A 15,995-nucleotide genomic window follows, 5' to 3' on the forward strand; every position below is an offset into this window, starting at 1 on the left:
CGGCGCCCTCCGGCGTGTGCGGGGCCTCAGAACTTGTTGCGCGGGGTGATCCCCAGGGACATGCCCGACAGGCCGCGCTGCCGGCCGCCCAGCTTGCCCGCGATGGAGCGCAGCGCCGAGCCCGCCGGGGACTCCGGGTCCGACAGCACCACGGGCTTGCCCTCGTCGCCGCCCTCGCGCAGCCGCACGTCGATCGGGATGGCGCCCAGCACCGGCACGTTGGCCCCGGTGGTGCGGGTCAGGCCCTCGGCGACGGTCTGGCCGCCGCCGGTGCCGAACACGTCGACCATCTCGCCGCAGTGCGGACAGGGCAGCCCCGACATGTTCTCGACCACGCCGACGATCTTCTGGTGGGTCTGCACGGCGATGGAGCCCGCGCGCTCGGCCACCTCGGCCGCGGCCTGCTGCGGGGTCGTGACGACCAGGATCTCCGCGTTCGGCACGAGCTGCGCGACCGAGATCGCGATGTCGCCGGTGCCGGGCGGCAGGTCGAGCAGCAGCACGTCCAGGTCGCCCCAGTACACGTCCGCCAGGAACTGCTGGAGCGCGCGGTGCAGCATCGGGCCGCGCCACACCACGGGCGCGTTGCCCGGGGTGAACATGCCGATGGAGATCACCTTCACGCCGTGCGCCGACGGCGGCATGATCATGTTCTCGACCTGGGTGGGACGGCCGTCCGCGCCCAGCATGCGCGGCACCGAGTGGCCGTAGATGTCGGCGTCCACGACACCGACCTTCAGTCCGTCGGCCGCCATCGCCGCCGCCAGGTTCACCGTCACCGAGGACTTGCCGACGCCGCCCTTGCCGGACGCCACCGCGTACACCCGGGTGAGGCTGCCCGGCTTGGCGAAGGGCACCTCGCGCTCGGTCTGACCGCCGCGCAGGGCGTTCGCCAGCTCCTTGCGCTGCTCGTCGCTCATCACATCCAGCGTCACGTCGACCCGGGTCACGCCCTCGACGCGGGAGACCGCGTCCGTCACGCGCTGCGTGATGGTGTCGCGCATGGGGCAGCCGGAGACCGTCAGATACACGGTGACCGCGACCGCACCGTCCGCACCGATCTCCACCGATTTGACCATCCCGAGCTCGGTGATGGGCCGGTTGATCTCGGGGTCGTTCACCGTCGCCAGTGCTTCGCGCACCGCGTCTTCCGTAGCCATAAGGACGATGGTACGGCTCCTGGTACACCCGCCGGTAAGGAAGTCAGCGGTCGTCTGCGTCACGTCCCGGCGGGTGTTCCGCCCGCATCACCGGGTATGAGCCGTGCTGCTCCTTGTGGCCGTTCTGCCGGATCTCCAGCTCCTTGACCAGGTCCTCCAGCTCCGAGCGGATCCAGTCCCGGGTGGCCACCTCGCCGAGCCCGATGCGCAGCGCGGCGATCTCACGGGTCAGATACTCGGTGTCGGCGATCGACCGCTCGTTCTGCTTGCGGTCCTGCTCCAGATTGACCCGGTCGCGGTCGTCCTGCCGGTTCTGCGCCAGCAGGATCAGCGGGGCCGCGTAGGAGGCCTGCAGCGACAGCATCAGGGTCAGGAAGATGAACGGGTACTGGTCGAACCGCAGCTCCTTCGGCGCGGAGACGTTCCACAGCACCCACAGGATGATGACGACCGTCATCCAGACGATGAACCGCCCGGTGCCGAGGAAGCGCGCGATGCGCTCCGAGAGCCGTCCGAAGGCCTCCGGGTCCCACTCGGGCAGCATCCGCCGCCGGGGAGGCCGCGGCTGGTCCAGCCGCGGCGCGCGCGCTCGTCCCGCGGCCGTGGCCCCGACCGGCGTCCGCTCGCGCACCGCGTCGCGCTCACCCGCCATCGGGCACCTCCCCCTCCTCCAGATGGAACTCGGTCTCCCGCCAGTCGTCCGGCAGCATGTGGTCCAGCACGTCGTCCACGGTCACCGCGCCCAGCAGCGACCCGGCCTCGTCGACCACGGGCGCCGCCACCATGTCGTACGTGGCGAAGAACCCGGCGACCACGGGCAGCGTCGCGTCCGGGTCCAGCGGCAGCAGGTCGTCGTCCAGCATCGAGCCGACCAGCGTGTAAGGGGGATCGCGCAGCAGCCGCTGGAAGTGCACGGTGCCCAGGTACTTGCCGGTCGGGGTCTCCTCCGGCGGCCGGCAGACGTACACCTGCGCCGCGTGCGCGGGCGACAGATCGGGCTCGCGGATCCGCGCGAGGGCGTCCGCGACGGTCGCGTCCGGCCGCAGGATGATCGGCTCGGTGGTCATCAGACCGCCCGCCGTGTGCTCCTCGTACGACATCAGGCGGCGCATGTCGGCCGCGTCCGAGGGCCGCATCAGGCTCAGCAGCCGCTCCTTGTCCGCCTCCGGCAGCTCGCCCAGCAGGTCGGCCGCGTCGTCGGGGTCCATCGCCTCCAGCACATCCGCGGCCCGCTCCTCCGCCAGCACGCCCAGGACCTCGATCTGGTCGTCCTCGGGCAGCTCCTCCAGCACGTCCGCGAGCCGGTCGTCGTCCAGGGCGGCGGCCACCTCCGCCCGCCGCTTGGGGGACAGGTGGTGCAGCACGTTGGCCAGGTCGGCGGGGCGGAGCTGCTCGAAGGTGGCGAGCAGGTTCTCCGCGCCCTGCCCGGCCTCCTCCAGCGAGAAGCCGGTGACGGCGGACCACTCCACGGTCAGCGTCTCGCCCTTGCCGCGCCGGAACGCGCCGCCCTTCTTCCCCTTGCGCACGAAGACCCGGTCGATCTCCCACTCGCGGCGCGCCGGGAGCTGATGCACCGACAGGTCCAGGACGGTGACCTCCTCGCCGGTGTCCACCAGCGTGACCCGCCGGTCGAGCAGCTCGCCGAACACCAGCCGCTCGGTGGGCCGCTGCTCGAAGCGGCGGACGTTGAGCACCCCGGTGGTGATGACCTGGCCGGCCTGCACGGAGGTCACCCGGGTCATGGGCAGGAAGATGCGGCGCCGGGTGGAGAGCTCGACCACCAGGCCGAGCAGCCGGGGCGGACGACGGCCGGGGCGCAGGATGACGACGAGATCGCGCACGCGGCCGACCTGGTCGCCCGCCGGGTCGAAGACGGCGACACCGGAGATGTGCGAGACGAAGAACCGTGGTGCCCCCGATGCCATTCCGGTGGCTCCTTTGCGTGCGTGCGGAGTGCTTCCTTGCCGTGTACTGCCTGGTGCGTCTGTTTTCCGGATTGCCCGCTCGGACGGGCTTCAGGCTAGCCCGTCCCGATCGGTGCCGCGTCGGCGGCCGGTCCGGACGGACTGACGCCGACCGGCCCCACCGGCCCCGGTACTCTGCGGTACGCCGTTCAGGTCCCCCGTCAGAGAGGCAGCCCACCTGTGATTCCGATCTCCCCGGGCCGTTCCCGCAGGGCCACGCTGGCCGGCGCCGTGTGCGCGCTGGTCGTGGCGGGGACGGCGCTCACGGGATGCTCCGAGGATCCGAACGAAGGAACGAACGGCGTCGGCAGACTCCCCGCCGACCAGATCCAGACCAAGGCGCGGAAGGCGGCCGCGTCCGTGGGCACCGTGCGGCTGCACGGCTCGGTGCAGACCAGCGGCCGCACCTACACCCTCGACATGCGGCTGAAAGAACAGGGCGGCATCGGCTCGGTCAGCACGGAGGGGGAGACCTTCCGGCTGCTGCGGGTCGGCCAGGAGCTCTACCTGAAGGCCGACGCCGCCTTCTGGGGGAAGGGCGGCGACGGGGACGGCGACTCCAAGGCGGCGGACAAGCTCGCCTCGAAGTACGTCAAGGTGCCCAAGGGCGACCCCTCGTACACCAAGTTCATCGGCTTCACCGACAAGAACGTGCTGCTCGGCGGGTTGCTGACGCTGCACGGGAAGCTCAGCACGGACGGCCACCACGAGCAGGGCGGCGTCCGCACCGTCCGGGTCACCGGCGACGACGGCGCCGGCGGCACCCTGGACGTCTCCCTCGAGGGCAAGCCGTACCCGCTGCGGCTGGTGCGCGCCGGGGAGGCCGGCACCCTCACCTTCTCCTCGTGGGGCGCCGACTTCCCCCTGGAGAAGCCCGCCAAGGACGACACCCTCGACTACGGCAAGCAGCTCCCGGCCTCTTAGCTCCCGGCCTGTTGACTCCCCGCCGCGTCAGCCGCGCCGCCTGCGCTTCGTCAGCAGGCGCGGCAGCCCGGCCGGCATCGGCGTCCGGGTCGTCGCCGGGGTGGGCAGCGGGGCCGCGGAGAGATCGCCGTCGGGCAGCGCGCCCGTCACGCCGGTCGGCTCCAGGCGCAGCACCCGGCACTCGCGGGCCCAGCGCTCCGGCATCGCCTCGCCGTCGGGCGCGTTGAGCCGCTTGCCCTTGAGACCGTCGACGGCCGCCGTCCACTCCTCGGAGCCGGAGGCCAGTTCGCGGACGGCCGCGGTCCAGGTGACCAGCCGGCCGCCCTTGTCCTTGCTGCGCACCGTCACCTCGGCCCGCGCCCCGTCGGCGAGTCCCGTCAGGGGCTGTTCGCCGGGGCCGTCGCCGACCACGCACGCGGCGCCCTCGTGCCACACGTGCCACAGCGGACGGGCCGGGACGCCGGGTCCTTCGACCCAGATCAGGCCGGACTTCTTCGAGGCCTCCTCGATGAGGGCCCGGTCGAGCAGCTCGCCAGTCATGCGCCCAGCCTATCCAGGCGGGGCCGGCCGTCTCAGAGCCAGCCGTTGCGCTTCAGCGTGCGGTGGATGCCGAGGCAGATGGCGACCGTGACGCCGAGGACCACCGGGTAGCCGTACTTCCAGTGGGTCTCCGGCATGTAGTCGAAGTTCATGCCGTACACCCCGCAGACCATGGTCGGGACGGCGATGATCGCGGCCCATGAGGTGATCTTGCGCATGTCCTCGTTCTGCGCGACGGACGCCTGCGCGAGGTTGGCCTGGAGGATGGAGTTCAGCAGTTCGTCGAAGCCGATGACCTGCTCCTGCACCCGGGCCACGTGGTCGGCGACGTCCCGGAAGTACTTCTGGATCTCCGGGTCGATCAGCCGCATCGGCCGCTCGCTGAGCAGCTGCATCGGGCGCAGCAGCGGCGCCACGGCCCGCTTGAACTCCAGCACCTCACGCTTGAGCTGGTAGATCTCACCGGCGTCGGTGCCGCGCGGGGTGCCTTTGCGGCCGGGGGAGAAGACCTTGGTCTCGACCTCGTCGATGTCGTCCTGCAGGGCGTCGGCGACCGCGATGTAGCCGTCCACCACATGGTCGGCGATGGCGTGCAGCACCGCCGAGGGGCCCTTGGCCAGCAGCTCGGGGTCGTCCTGGAGGCGGTGGCGCAGGGCGCGCAGGGAGCCCTGGCCTCCGTGCCGGACGGTGATGAAGAAGTCCCGTCCGGTGAAGCACATGACCTCGCCGGTCTCCACGATCTCGCTGCTGGAGGAGACGCGGTCGTGGTCGAGGTAGTGGACGGTCTTGAAGACCGTGAACAGGGAGTCGTCGTAGCGCTCCAGCTTGGGCCGCTGGTGGGCCTGGACGGCGTCCTCCACGGCCAGCGGGTGCAGCCCGAACTCGGCGGCGATTCCCGCGAATTCGGCCTCCGTGGGCTCGTGCAGGCCGATCCAGACGAAGCCCCCGTCGCGGCGCACCCGGCGCATCGCGTCCTGGGGGCTGAGCGGGCCGCCCTCGGTGTCCAGGCGGCGGCCGTCCCGGTAGACGGCGCAGTCGACGACGGCGGTGGCCGCCGCGCGCTCCCGCGTGGTGTCGTACGGGCCGCTCTCCTTGCGCAGCGAGACACGGGAGGGACGGACCACGGCGCGCAGGTCGCGGATCATCGACATGGCGGGCTCCTTCGCGAAAGGGCAACGAAAGGCGCCGGGGCGACGGGTGGAACAACCCGGAATGAGGACGTCCTGGACTGCGCATGTTTGGCACGTCCACAAAGCGGGGAGCACCGCACCGTCGCGGTGGCGAGCTTCGTCGCTGATGCAGCTACTGGGGCAGATCAGTCAGAACGAAACGAGAGCTCTTCCGATGAAGACGCGCGAAGCGAAAGGCGGGAGCCGAAAGGAGAACAGCTGCCTCAGCGGGCGGAAGAGCGGGTGATACTGCACGGTCGACTTCGGTCCATGCCAGCCCCACCTCCTCCGGCCGGTCCCTCGTGAGGGACGATCGCGATCCCCTGGGGGATTCCCCCGATGAGCGGGGAGTGTCACACAGGCGTTCAGGCAGTGTCGGAACGCTGGACGCGTGCTGCCCGAACCACCGGCCAAGCGTATCAGCCGACTGCTGTGTCAAGGCTCTGCTTTGCCCGGTACTGACGAGTTCTATGCTCGCCGCATGGCTGATGTTCTTCCTCTGGTCGAGGCCCGGCTGCGTACGGCGCTGGGCGAACCGGACGCGCGCGCGGCGGTCACCTTCCTGGGCACGGACCGCATCGAGGTGCTGCGGTTCCACGAGGGGGACATCGTGCGCTACGCGACCCTCGGCATGTCCGCGCATCCCATGACGGACCCCACGGCCGTGATCGCGGACCCGGTCGCGGGACCTCGTGCCGAGCTGGTGCTGTCCGTGCGCGGCGGCGTCGCCGACACCGGCAAGGTGCTCCGTCCGCTCGCCGTGCTCGCCGCGTCCCCGCAGGTCGAGGGGCTGGTCGTGGCCCCCGGCGCCTCGCTCGACGTGGGGGAGCCGCTGTGGCCGGGCGCCCCGTTCACCTCGGTGCTGGTCGCCGAGCCGGGCGGTCTGGTCGAGGACCTCGAACTCGACGCGCCCCTGGAGCCCGTGCGCTTCCTGCCGCTGCTGCCGATGACGCCGAACGAGGCCGCCTGGAAGCGCGTGCACGGCGCCCAGGCCCTCCAGGAGCGGTGGCTGAACCACGGCACGGACCTCAGGGACCCGTCCCGGAAGTCCGTGCCGCTGGACTGAGCGCCGGAGTGAGGAACCTCACCAACGCCCGTCCGGAGGTGCTCAGTTGGCGAGGACGCCCATGCCGTCCTCGGTGGCGTGCCCGGGCCGGATCTCCTCCGCCTCGGCGGTGAGCGCCCGGCGCCGCACCAGCACCACCAGCGCGCCCAGCACCGCCGTCACCGCGGCGACCGTGAACGGCATGTGGACGTCGCTCCACTCCTCGATCTTCGGCGCGAAGTACGGCGCGGCGGCCGCCGCGAACCAGCGCACGAAGTTGTAGCCGGCGCTCGCCACCGGACGGGGCGCGTCCGACACCCCGAGCGCCAGCTCCGTGTACACCGTGTTGTTCACGCCGATCAGCGCGCCGGACAGCACGGTGCAGACGACCGCCGTGGTGTGGCCGCCGTGGCCGAGCACCAGCACGTCCACCGCGAGCAGCACCAGCGAGCCGCCCAGCACCGTCAGCGAGCCGAGCCGCCTCTGCAGCCGCGGGGCCACGATCACCGAGAACACGGCGAGCAGCACGCCCCAGGCGAAGAACACCGCGCCGGACCGGTAGGGGGACATGTCCAGCACGAACGGCGTGAAGGCCAGCACGGTGAAGAACGTGTAGTTGTAGAAGAACGCCGAGACCGCGGTGGAGGCCAGTCCGCCGTGCCCGAGCGCCTTGACCGGGTCCAGCAGGGAGGTCCTGCGGGCCGGCCGGGGCTGCTCCTTCAGGAAGGCGGTGATGCACACGAAGCCGACCGCCATCAGGAAGGCCGTGCCGAAGAAGGGGTAGCGCCAGCTCGCGTCGCCGAGCAGCGCGCCCACCAGCGGGCCGCAGGCCATGCCCAGGCCCAGGGCGGACTCGTACAGCAGGATGGCGGCCGCGCTGCCGCCGGCCGCGGCGCCGACGATGACGGCGAGGGCGGTGGAGACGAACAGCGCGTTGCCCAGTCCCCAGCCGGCGCGGAAGCCGACCAGCTCGCCGACCGACCCCGAGGTGCCCGAGAGTCCGGCGAAGACCACGACGAGCGCGAGCCCGAGCAGCAGGGTCCTGCGCCCGCCGATCCGGCTGGAGACGAAGCCGGTCACCAGCATCGCCAGCGCGGTGATCAGGAAGTAGGAGGTGAAGAGCAGGGAGACCTGCCCGGCGGTCGCGTCGAGGCCCTCGGCGATGGACGGCAGGATCGGGTCGACGAGTCCGATGCCCATGAAGGCGACGACGGACGCGCCCGCGGTCGCCCACACTGCTTTCGGCTGCCTGAGGATGCCGCCCGATCCCGTGTCGATGGGGTCCATGGGTGCTCCAATCCCGTGGGGAATGCGCACACGATAGGTTAGCCAACCTAATTAATGCAAGCTACATCTATCTCGACAGGTGAGCCGCCGTTCCGCCCGGTCGGGTGATCGTCCTTGACGTGGCGCTGCGGACCTAGGACCGTGGGGCCCTATGAGGGGCGAACCCAGTTGCCCGAAGTGCGGTGGCCGGGTCAGGGCTCCCGGCCTCTTCTCGGATGCCTGGCAGTGCGACGTGCACGGCACCGTGCACCCGCTGCAGCCCGTGATACCGCCGAGCGTCGAGGCCCTCGAAGTCGTCGTGCACCGCACCAAGGTGCCGGTGTGGATGCCGTGGCCGCTGCCGGTGGGCTGGCTCTTCACCGGCGTGGCGTCCGCGGGCGACGACCGCAGCGGGGGCCGGGCGACGGCCGTCGCGTGCACCGGCCCCGGGCCGCTCGGCGGGATGGGCGAGCTCATCCTGGTCGCCGAGGAGCTCGGCGTCGGACTCGGCGCGCGGTACGCGGGCATCGACGGCCCGGACCCCGGGCCCTACATGAACGTCGAGAAGCCGCCCCAGGCCAAGGTGCTGGCCGCCGGCCGCCCCACCCCGCTCTGGCACGTCGCCCGCACACCCGACGACCGCGCCGTGTTCGCGGGCGAGGCGCTCGGGCTGTGGCTGTGGGCGGTGGTGTGGCCCGAGCAGTCGGGCCTGCTGATGTACGACGAGCTGGTGCTCGCCGACCTGCGGGACGCGGGCGCCGAGGTGGAGCTGGTCCCCTGTGGCGCGCTGTCCCCGCGTCTGCTGGAGAAGTGACCGGGCGCGGCCGGTGATGTAGGGGGCGCTCAACGGGTTCGAGTGTGACAGCGGTGGCCGGAAATCCGGTTATCCTGGAGCGTCCCCATCCGTCCGTCCCGCTTGGAGTACCGCGTCGTGCGCATCGACCTGCACACCCACTCCACCGCGTCCGACGGCACGGACACCCCGGCCGAGCTGGTCCGCAAGGCCGCCGCGGCCGGACTCGACGTCGTGGCCCTCACCGACCACGACACCACGCGCGGCCACGCCGATGCGCTCGCGGCGCTGCCCCACGGCCTCACCCTGGTCACCGGCGCCGAGCTCTCCTGCCGCCTCGACGGCGTCAGCATGCATCTGCTGGCCTACCTCTTCGACCCCGAGGAGCCCGCCCTGCTCGCCGAGCGCGAGCTGGTCCGGGACGACCGGGTGCCGCGCGCCAAGGGCATGATCGCCAAGCTGAACGCGCTGGGCGTGCCCGTCACCTGGGAACAGGTCGCGCGCATCGCCGGCGACGGCTCGGTGGGCCGCCCGCACGTGGCCAGCGCGCTGGTCGAGCTCGGCGTGGTGGGAAGCGTGAGCGACGCCTTCACGCCCGAGTGGCTGGCCGACGGCGGCCGCGCGTACGTGCCGAAGCACGAGACCGACCCCTTCGAGGCCGTGCGGCTGGTGAAGAACGCGGGCGGCGTCGCCGTCTTCGCGCACCCGGCCGCGGTCAAGCGGGGCAGGACCGTGCCGGAGTCCGCGATCGCGGAGCTGGCCGCGGCCGGACTCGACGGCATCGAGGTCGACCACATGGACCACGACCCCGACACCCGGACGCGGCTGCGCGGCCTGGCGGGCGAGCTGGGGCTGCTGGTGACCGGGTCGAGCGACTACCACGGCAGCCGGAAGGCCTGCGTCCTCGGCGAGTTCTCCACGGACCCCGAGGTCTACGGCGAGATCACACGGCGCGCGACCGGGGCGTTCCCGGTGCCGGGGACCGGCGGATCGGTCTGATCCCGGCGAGGACCGCCGGGTCCGCCGTCCCGCTCTCACCCTTTCCTTTCACCCTTCCGTTCTCGCGCTAGGCAGTCATGTTCGACGTCGCCGTCTTCGGCTCTCTCTTCCTCACCCTTTTTGTCATCATGGATCCCCCTGGGATCACCCCGATCTTCCTCGCGCTGACCGCGGGCCGTCCGGCCAAGGCGCAGCGGCACATGGCTTTCCAGGCCGTCTGTGTGGCGGGCGGTGTGATCGTCGTCTTCGGTCTGCTCGGCCATCAGATCCTGGACTACCTGCACGTCTCCATACCGGCGCTGATGATCGCCGGCGGACTGCTGCTCCTGCTGATCGCGCTGGACCTGCTCACCGGCAAGACCGACGAGCCGAAGCAGACCAAGGACGTCAACGTCGCGCTGGTCCCGCTGGGCATGCCGCTGCTGGCGGGGCCGGGCGCGATCGTGTCGGTCATCCTCGCCGTGGAGAAGGCCGACAGCGTGGCGGGGCAGGTCTCCGTGTGGTCGGCGATCCTCGCCATCCATGTCGTCCTGTGGCTGGTGATGCGCTACTCGCTGCTGATCATCCGGGTCATCAAGGACGGCGGCGTGGTCCTGGTGACGCGGCTCGCGGGCATGATGCTGTCCGCCATCGCCGTGCAGCAGATCATCAATGGCGTCACTCAGGTGATCCAGGGCGCCTGACGTCCGGCCGCGGGCACACCGGAGCCCCCGTACCCGAGTGGTACGGGGGCTCTCAAGCATGCGAACAGTGCACCGGGAAGCGGCTCGTACGGCCGCCGGCCCGCGGCGCGGGAGTTACGAGGCCGGTGTGTCGGCCGGGCGGATCCACAGGCGCTGCCCCACGGCGGCAGCCTGCTGAACGATGCGGTTGACGGAGGCGGCGTCCACGACGGTCGAGTCCACGGCGGTGCCGTCGATGTCGTCGAGTCGCATGATTTCGAAGCGCAAGGGCTTCTCCCTTCGTCTGGTCATCCTCCTGAAGGAGAACTACTGGTGAAGGCACACGGACCGGACGGGCCCGTGTGCGGCACAGGGTTCAACGGGCTGTGTGGTGCAAACATTCCCTACGCTAAGGAAAATTTTCGATCGGCTAAATACTGACGGGTAAGGTTTTCGAACGGGACCGACCGGGACCGGTTGTGTTCGTAGCGTGACCGGCGGGACAATGAGAGGTGATGAACGACGACACCGCGGCCTTGCACGCCCGTATCGACCGCACGAACGAGCTGCTCCAGCGCATGCTCGCCGAGGTGGCCAAGACGCCCTCGACGCACGCGATCTTCGTGGACGCCGGCTACCTCTACGCGGCCGCGGGGCGGCTCGTCGCGGGGACGGAGGACCGCCGCGCCTTCGACCTCGACGCCGAGGGGCTGATCGACGCGCTCATCGACCGCGCCCGCACCATCTTCGCCGACAGCAGGCTGCTGCGCGTCTACTGGTACGACGGTGCCCGGCGCCGTATCCACACCGCCGAGCAGCAGTCCATCGCCGCTCTGCCCGACGTCAAGGTCCGCCTCGGCAACCTCAACGCCAACAACCAGCAGAAGGGCGTCGACTCCCTGATCCGCTCCGACCTGGAGTCACTGGCCCGGCACCGCGCCATCAGCGACGCGGCGCTGCTCGGCGGCGACGAGGACCTGGTCTCCGCCGTCGAGGCGGCCCAGGGCTACGGCGCCCGCGTCCACCTGTGGGGCATCGAGGCGCCCGAGGGCCGCAACCAGGCCGAGCCGCTGCTCTGGGAGGTCGACAGCCAGCGCACCCTCGACCTGGACTTCTTCAAGCCGTACGTCTCCCGGCGCACGGCGCCCGCGTACGAACCGGCGGGCGGCCGGCCCGCCCGCGAGGACGTCCGCTTCGTCGGCGCGCAGATCGCCGCGAAGTGGCTGGTCTCGCGCGGCCGCGACACCATGATGGAGCTGCTCCCCGGCCACCCGTACCTGCCCGGCTCCGTCGACCAGGACCTCCTGGTCGAGGCCGAGGGCCTCCTCCAGTACTCCCTGCGCGGCCAGGCCGACCTCCGCCGCGCCCTCCGCGACGGCTTCTGGGACCACCTTCAGGCGCAGTACTAGGACTCCTCGCCGGGCCCCCGCTCCCAGATGGAGGTCTCCTCCTCTTCCTCGGGCCCTCCCCGACCGACGGCACCTGCCCAGGTCACGCCGGGCGGCGCGGTCACGTGCACGGTTCCGGCCAGACGGGCGGCCGGGACGGCGAAGTCGACGCCCCTCTCGGGCAGTTGCCCTCTGTCGCACTGGATCGGGAAGTTCGCGTGCAGTACGGGGACTCGCACCTTGAGGGTGCCGGAGCCCTGGCAATGGAAGGCGAAGCTGATGTAGGCGTCCCGGCTGCCGGCCGCGTCGTAGCTGAAGACCGCGCTACCGCGGGCGGGACCGTACGTGCCGGCTTGGCTGTCGAGTCGCGGAGGGGCCACCGTGTCGCTCGGCAGCGGGTCGGGGCTGACGCCGGCGGTGGTGGCCGCAGGCGAGGAGGCCGGAGGCGAAGAGGCCGGACGCTCGGGGGCGTCCGCCTCCGACGTGCAGCCGACGGCCGCCACGAGCAGGGCGAGAACGGCCGCACCGCGGGCGTGGTTCATCGGACCGCCAAGGTGTCGAAGAAGTCGGCGAGGGACTGCGCCGTGGGGGTGGGGCGGTCGGTCATGGGGGTGTGGCCCGCGCCGTCGACCACCGTGCGACGGGCCCCCAGACGGAGGGCCATGGCGTCGAGGTCGGGGACCGGCCAGGTGTCGTCGTGCGAGCCGGAGAGCACATGGAACGGCAGCGGGACGGCGGCCAGTTCCGCGACCCGGTCCGGCTCCACGCACAACTGCCTCCCGACGGAAAGTAGTTGAGCGGGTTTGGTGCTCAGCCAGCGCTTCCGGAGCAGTTCCGGGCCGCCGATTCCCCGGGCGGGGCCGCCCACTTCCTCCGGCGGGCCCATCGCCAGGATCGCCTCCCAGCACTCCTCCATCGACATCACCGCGAGGGCGTCCCGCAGCAGCGTCACCCGCTGCTCCTGCGAGACGGAGATGCGCGCGGCGCCCGAGGAGACGAGCGTCAGCGAGCGGAACGGGGAGTGGTCCAGCAGCACGGCCGCGCGGGCGATCTGACCGCCCATCGAATGCCCGACGAGATGCACGGGTGCGCCCACCGCGCGTGCCTGCGCCCCTACGTCCTTCGCCAGCTCGTCCTGTGCGTAGGCGGCTTCGTCGTCCTCGGGGCCGTCCGAGCCGTGCTGGCCGCGTCCGTCCACGGCGACGGCACGGTAGCCGCGCGCGGCGAGCGGCTCGAGGACCAGCGTGAAGTCCTCCTTGCTGCCGGTGTAGCCGGGCAGCAGCAGCACGGTCCCCCGCACCGGGACACCGGCGGCCGGTGACACGTCCAGGACGGCGAACTCGCCCCGCTCGGTGGGGAGTCGGCGAGGGAGGAGCTCGGGGAGACGAGCGGGGGAGGAGGTGGTGATCACCCGGGTGAGGGTAGCGGGTGCGCACACGCCGACGGCCCGGCCCCCTGAGCGGGGACCGGGCCGTCGGCGTCGGTGCGGTGTCAGCTCTCCGCGGCGTCCGCGGGGGCCGCGGCCTTACGGGTGCGGCGCGCCTTCGGCTCCGCCGTCTCCGTGGCCTCCGGCGCGGACGCGGCGGCCTTGCGGGTGCGGCGACGCGGCGCGGCGGCCTCGGCGACCTCCCCTTCCGGGGCGGTCTGCGCGGGCACCGTCTTGCGGGTGCGGCGCGGCGCGGCCTCGGCGCCCTCGGCCGTGTCCACGGCGGCCTCGGCCTTCTTGGCCGCGGTCTTCCGCGTGCGCTTCGGCTTCTCCTCGGCCTCCGGCGTGGCCTGGGCCGGGATCTCCACGGCCTCGGCGGCCTTACGGGTCCGGCGACGCGGCGTGGCCTCGGCGCCTTCGGCCGTGTCCACGGCGGCCTCGGCCTTCTTGGCCGCGGTCTTCCGCGTGCGCTTCGGCTTCTCCTCGGCCACGACGGCCCCGGCCGCGGCGTCAGCCTCGACCGCCACCGCCTTCTTGCGGGTGCGGCGCGGCTTGGCCTCGGCGGGCGCCTCGACGGTGCCTTCGGCGGTGTCGACGGCGGTCTCCGCCTTCGCGGCGGCCTTCCGCGTGCGCTTCGGCGCGGTCTCGGCCGTCTCCGTCGTGCCCTCGGCGATGTCGGCCACCGTCTCGGCGGACTGGGCCGCCTTGCGCGTACGGCGACGGCGCGGCGCGGCGTCCTCCGCCGGGGCGGGCTCCGCCACGACGGACTCGGCCACGACGGGCTCGGCGGCGGGCGCCGGAACCGACGGCTGCTCCGTCACGGCCGGAGCCTGCTCGGCCGACCGACGGGTGCGGCGACGGCGCGGCTTCTCGACGGCCTCGGCGGCTTCGGCGGTCTCCACCGACTGGCCCTCGGCCGTGTCGACGGCGGCCTCCGCGGCCCCCTGCTCCGCCGTGCTCACGGCGGCGGTGACCCCGCCACGGGTGCGGCGGCGACGGCGCGGGGTGCGCGGGGCCTCGCCGGCCTCCGCCTCCCCGGCGTCCACGGCGGCCGGCGCGGCGGACCCGGAGCCCGCCTCGTCGAGCGGCGCCCCGCCACGGGTACGGCGACGACGGCGCGGCGTACGCGTCGACGCCTCACGCTCCTCGGAACGCTCGGAACGCTCGGAACGCTCGGGACGGGAACCGCGGCGCCCGTCACGGCCGTCCCGGCCGCCGCGTCCGCGCGGTCCGCGACCGCCGACCTCGCCCAGGTCCTCGATCTCCTCCGCGTCCAGACCGGCGCGGGTGCGCTCCGAGCGGGGCAGGGTGCCCTTGGTGCCCTCGGCGATGCCCAGGTCCGTGTACAGGTGCGGAGAGGTGGAGTAGGTCTCCGCCGGGTCGCCCAGGCCCAGGTCCAGCGCCTTGTTGATCAGCTGCCAGCGCGGGATGTCGTCCCAGTCGACCAGCGTGATCGCCGTACCCTTGGCGCCCGCGCGGCCGGTGCGGCCGATGCGGTGCAGGTACGTCTTCTCGTCCTCGGGCGTCTGGTAGTTGATGACGTGCGTGACGCCCTCGACGTCGATGCCGCGCGCGGCCACGTCGGTGCAGACGAGCACGTCCACCTTGCCGTTGCGGAAGGCGCGCAGCGCCTGCTCGCGGGCGCCCTGGCCGAGGTCGCCGTGGACCGCGCCGGAGGCGAAGCCGCGCTGCTTGAGCTGGTCGGCCAGGTCGGCGGCGGTGCGCTTGGTCCGGCAGAAGATCATGACCAGGCCACGGCCGTCGGCCTGCAGTATCCGCGCGACCATCTCGGGCTTGTCCATGTTGTGCGCGCGGTAGACGAACTGCTTGGTGTTCGCGACCGTGGCGCCCTCGTCGTCCGGCGCGGTGGCGCGGATGTGCGTGGGCTGCGACATGTAGCGGCGGGCCAGACCGATGACCGCGCCCGGCATGGTGGCCGAGAACAGCATGGTCTGCCGCTTCACCGGAAGCAGGTTGATGATCTTCTCGACGTCGGGCAGGAAGCCCAGGTCGAGCATCTCGTCGGCCTCGTCGAGGACGAGGGCCTTGACGTGGGACAGGTTGAGCTTCTTCTGCCCGGCGAGGTCGAGCAGCCGGCCCGGGGTGCCGACGATCACGTCGACGCCCTTCTTCAGCGCCTCGACCTGCGGCTCGTAGGCCCGGCCGCCGTAGATCGCGGTGACGCGCACGTTGCGCACCTTGCCGGCGGTCAGCAGGTCGTTGGTGACCTGCGTGCACAACTCGCGGGTGGGGACGACGACCAGCGCCTGCGGCGTGTCGGTGAGGTCCTCGGGCTTCGCGCGGCCCGCCTCCACGTCGGCGGGGACGGTGACCCGCTCGAGGAGCGGAAGACCGAAACCGAGCGTCTTACCGGTGCCGGTCTTGGCCTGGCCGATGACGTCCGTGCCCGTGAGGGCCACGGGGAGCGTCATCTCCTGGATGGGGAAGGGGGTGGTGATACCGACGGCTTCAAGGGCTTCGGCTGTCTCGGGAAGGATCCCGAGCTCTCGGAACGTCGTAGTCAGGGTGCTGCCTCTTCTGTGTGCGCGGTGCGAGGCGAGCGCGGGGGGTCGTGTAGGGACCGTGCCGGGGACGACGGCTGCCATACGGTCGAGGCCGTAGGACACGGGACCACTGCCGACGCTCGAGCGCTCGTACC

The 15,995-nt window shown here is 72.0% G+C and carries 16 protein-coding genes; 6 read left to right on the top strand and 10 right to left on the bottom strand.

Annotated features, from left to right (window positions below; translation table 11 throughout):
* Positions 1-26 precede the first annotated feature (26 nt).
* Genes ACP7TJ_RS21795 through ACP7TJ_RS21805 form a run of 3 tightly spaced genes read right to left on the bottom strand, consistent with a single transcriptional unit; the run spans position 27 to position 3,085 of the window.
* Entirely contained in the window at positions 27-1,160 is a 1,134-nt protein-coding gene (locus ACP7TJ_RS21795) for an Mrp/NBP35 family ATP-binding protein (RefSeq protein WP_048455779.1), read from the bottom strand.
* Positions 1,161-1,203: 43 nt separating this feature from the next.
* On the bottom strand, positions 1,204-1,812 hold the full coding sequence (locus ACP7TJ_RS21800; RefSeq protein ID WP_093766911.1) for a DUF1003 domain-containing protein: 609 nt from the start codon (positions 1,810-1,812) through the stop codon (positions 1,204-1,206).
* Positions 1,802-3,085, bottom strand: coding sequence for a magnesium transporter MgtE N-terminal domain-containing protein (locus ACP7TJ_RS21805; RefSeq protein WP_093766912.1), 1,284 nt, complete (start codon positions 3,083-3,085; stop codon positions 1,802-1,804). Before ACP7TJ_RS21805 ends, ACP7TJ_RS21800 begins: the two co-directional genes overlap by 11 nt.
* Before the next feature lie 219 nt (positions 3,086-3,304).
* On the opposite strand from ACP7TJ_RS21805, the gene ACP7TJ_RS21810 reads away from it, so the two are divergent.
* Positions 3,305-4,048 (top strand): hypothetical protein, encoded by a 744-nt coding sequence (locus ACP7TJ_RS21810; RefSeq protein WP_167740888.1) that lies wholly within the window; start codon positions 3,305-3,307, stop codon positions 4,046-4,048.
* Between the two features lie 27 nt (positions 4,049-4,075).
* Here the strand turns inward: ACP7TJ_RS21810 and ACP7TJ_RS21815 are convergent, their stop codons facing one another.
* Both ACP7TJ_RS21815 and ACP7TJ_RS21820 read right to left on the bottom strand, forming a co-directional pair.
* A complete protein-coding gene (locus tag ACP7TJ_RS21815; RefSeq protein ID WP_093766914.1) occupies positions 4,076-4,588 on the bottom strand; it encodes a hypothetical protein in 513 nt (170 codons plus the stop codon).
* Between the two features lie 32 nt (positions 4,589-4,620).
* Positions 4,621-5,739 (bottom strand): magnesium and cobalt transport protein CorA, encoded by a 1,119-nt coding sequence (locus ACP7TJ_RS21820; protein ID WP_093766915.1) that lies wholly within the window; start codon positions 5,737-5,739, stop codon positions 4,621-4,623.
* Positions 5,740-6,238: 499 nt separating this feature from the next.
* Between ACP7TJ_RS21820 and ACP7TJ_RS21825 the strand changes: the two genes are divergently transcribed.
* Positions 6,239-6,823 (top strand): suppressor of fused domain protein, encoded by a 585-nt coding sequence (locus ACP7TJ_RS21825; protein ID WP_093766916.1) that lies wholly within the window; start codon positions 6,239-6,241, stop codon positions 6,821-6,823.
* Between the two features lie 42 nt (positions 6,824-6,865).
* Here the strand turns inward: ACP7TJ_RS21825 and ACP7TJ_RS21830 are convergent, their stop codons facing one another.
* Positions 6,866-8,089 (bottom strand): MFS transporter, encoded by a 1,224-nt coding sequence (locus tag ACP7TJ_RS21830; RefSeq protein ID WP_367547426.1) that lies wholly within the window; start codon positions 8,087-8,089, stop codon positions 6,866-6,868.
* Between the two features lie 151 nt (positions 8,090-8,240).
* Between ACP7TJ_RS21830 and ACP7TJ_RS21835 the strand changes: the two genes are divergently transcribed.
* The 3 genes from ACP7TJ_RS21835 (at position 8,241) to ACP7TJ_RS21845 (ending at position 10,543) form a co-directional block, all read left to right on the top strand.
* Complete coding sequence (locus ACP7TJ_RS21835) at positions 8,241-8,882, top strand: DUF6758 family protein (protein ID WP_026243421.1); 642 nt, start codon at positions 8,241-8,243, stop codon at positions 8,880-8,882.
* 117 nt (positions 8,883-8,999) lie between these two features.
* Positions 9,000-9,860: a PHP domain-containing protein gene (locus ACP7TJ_RS21840; protein WP_093767041.1), complete on the top strand. Its 861-nt coding sequence runs from the start codon at positions 9,000-9,002 to the stop codon at positions 9,858-9,860.
* 77 nt (positions 9,861-9,937) lie between these two features.
* Positions 9,938-10,543 (top strand): MarC family protein, encoded by a 606-nt coding sequence (locus tag ACP7TJ_RS21845; RefSeq protein WP_167740885.1) that lies wholly within the window; start codon positions 9,938-9,940, stop codon positions 10,541-10,543.
* A 114-nt stretch (positions 10,544-10,657) separates the two neighbouring features.
* On the opposite strand, the gene ACP7TJ_RS21850 is transcribed toward ACP7TJ_RS21845, so the two are convergent.
* Positions 10,658-10,810: a hypothetical protein gene (locus ACP7TJ_RS21850; RefSeq protein WP_093766919.1), complete on the bottom strand. Its 153-nt coding sequence runs from the start codon at positions 10,808-10,810 to the stop codon at positions 10,658-10,660.
* Between the two features lie 227 nt (positions 10,811-11,037).
* Between ACP7TJ_RS21850 and ACP7TJ_RS21855 the strand changes: the two genes are divergently transcribed.
* The gene (locus ACP7TJ_RS21855) at positions 11,038-11,931 is read left to right on the top strand and encodes an NYN domain-containing protein (protein ID WP_093766920.1); all 894 of its coding nucleotides are present in this window, start codon (positions 11,038-11,040) and stop codon (positions 11,929-11,931) included.
* On the opposite strand, the gene ACP7TJ_RS21860 is transcribed toward ACP7TJ_RS21855, so the two are convergent.
* The 3 genes from ACP7TJ_RS21860 to ACP7TJ_RS21870 all read right to left on the bottom strand — a co-directional run bounded on the left by ACP7TJ_RS21860 (position 11,928) and on the right by ACP7TJ_RS21870 (position 15,942).
* Positions 11,928-12,452: a hypothetical protein gene (locus ACP7TJ_RS21860; RefSeq protein ID WP_266400558.1), complete on the bottom strand. Its 525-nt coding sequence runs from the start codon at positions 12,450-12,452 to the stop codon at positions 11,928-11,930. The genes ACP7TJ_RS21855 and ACP7TJ_RS21860 overlap by 4 nt on opposite strands.
* Entirely contained in the window at positions 12,449-13,321 is an 873-nt protein-coding gene (locus tag ACP7TJ_RS21865) for an alpha/beta fold hydrolase (protein WP_427764769.1), read from the bottom strand. The genes ACP7TJ_RS21860 and ACP7TJ_RS21865 overlap by 4 nt, the downstream gene beginning before the upstream one ends.
* An 80-nt stretch (positions 13,322-13,401) precedes the next feature.
* Positions 13,402-15,942 carry a DEAD/DEAH box helicase gene (locus ACP7TJ_RS21870; protein ID WP_427764772.1) on the bottom strand — a complete coding sequence of 847 codons (2,541 nt, stop codon included), beginning with the start codon at positions 15,940-15,942 and terminating at the stop codon, positions 13,402-13,404.
* Between the last annotated feature and the right edge of the window lie 53 nt (positions 15,943-15,995).

Origin of the sequence: Streptomyces sp. DSM 41931, from assembly GCF_050271085.1 — a bacterium.
Taxonomy (GTDB): Bacteria; Actinomycetota; Actinomycetes; order Streptomycetales; family Streptomycetaceae; genus Streptomyces; species Streptomyces albogriseolus.